The organism is Insolitispirillum peregrinum, assembly GCF_900156605.1.
Classification (GTDB): domain Bacteria; phylum Pseudomonadota; class Alphaproteobacteria; order Rhodospirillales; family Rhodospirillaceae; genus Insolitispirillum; species Insolitispirillum peregrinum.
On sequence record NZ_FTOA01000024.1, the window covers coordinates 1 to 1,535 of the forward strand.

At 63.0% G+C, this 1,535-nt stretch carries 1 protein-coding gene; it reads right to left on the reverse strand.

Going from position 1 to position 1,535, the window contains the following annotated elements:
- A partial coding sequence (locus BW995_RS20170; RefSeq protein ID WP_076402226.1) for an electron transfer flavoprotein-ubiquinone oxidoreductase occupies positions 1–1,535 on the reverse strand: 1,535 nt, incomplete at both ends.

The following is a 1,535-nucleotide window of genomic DNA, read 5'->3' on the forward strand; positions in this document are numbered from 1 at the left end:
TTCTGGGAATTGATCTGCAACCGCTTTGGCCCGTCGGGGTCGTTCTGTTCCACGCTGACGTATTCGTAAACACCCGCCGGGCAGAACCGCTGCTCGGGGCCGTCAAACAGCGCCAGATTGATCGCCACCGGCACCGAGGCGTCTTTCAGGCGCAGGTGACAGGGCTGTTCTTCTTCGTGGTTGGTGTTGGAGATGAACACCGAAGACAGCTTGTCAAAGCTGACCTTGCCGTCCGGCTTGGGATAGCTGATCTTCGGGCAGTCGGCCGCCCGCTTCAGCGCGGTATGATCGGGCGTGTGGTGCAGGGTCCACGGTGCCTTGCCCTTGAACAGGTAGGTTTCCAGCGCGGCGTTGACCAGACCGAACAGCAGGCCCTTGTGGAAGCCCGGACGGATGTTGCGCACCGCGTGCAGTTCTTCCCACACCCACGACGCCTTCATGGCGTCTTCGTAGGCGGTCAGCTCGACACCGTTTTCCAGCCCGCCCCGGATGGCGTCATAGATGGTATCAGCCGCCACCATCCCCGACTTCATCGCGGTATGGGTGCCCTTGATTTTCGGCACGTTGAGGAAACCAGCGGCACAGCCGACCAGCACCGCCCCCGGAACGGTCAGTTTGGGGATCGACTGGAAACCGCCTTCGTTCAGCGCGCGCGCACCATAGGCAATGCGGCGGCCGCCTTCAAAGGTCGGGCGGATCGCCGGATGGGTCTTGAAGCGCTGGAACTCGTCGAACGGGCTGAGGTGCGGGTTGCTGTAGTCCAGCCCGACCACATAGCCCACCGCCACCTGATTGTTTTCCAGATGGTACAGGAACGAGCCGCCATAAACGTCGTTGGTCACCGGCCAGCCGATGGTGTGGACGATCTTGCCCGCCTGATGTTTGGCCGGGTCGATTTCCCACAGTTCCTTGATGCCGATGCCATAGGTCTGCGGATCCTTGCCAGCCCGCAGGTCGAACTTCTCGATCAGCTGCTTGGACAGCGAGCCGCGACAGCCTTCGGCAAACACCGTCTGTTTGGCGTGCAGCTCCATCCCCGGCTGGTACATGCCGTCGATCGGGTGGCCTTCGCGGTCCACGCCCATGTCACCGGTAGCGACACCCTTCACCGAGCCGTCCTCGTGGAACAGCACTTCGGCCCCGGCGAAGCCAGCGTAGATTTCCACCCCCAGCGCCTCGGCCTGCTGGGCCAGCCAGCGGCAGACGTTGCCCAGCGAGACAATGTAATTGCCGTCGTTGTGCATCTGCGGCGGGGTCGGCATTTTCCGCGCCCCGGTTTCGCTCAGCCACAGGAACTGGTCTTCCCTGGCAGGCGTCAGCAGTGGCGCCCCCAGCTCTTTCCAGTCCGGCAGCAGCTCGTTCAGTGCCCGCGGCTCCAGAACGGCCCCGGACAGGATGTGCGCCCCGACCTCGGACCCTTTTTCAATCACGCAGACGGTCAGTTCCTGCCCGTCGGCCTGGGCTTTTTGCATCAGCCGGATCGCCGTTGACAGCCCCGACGGGCCGCCACCAACGATCACGACATCAAATTCCAT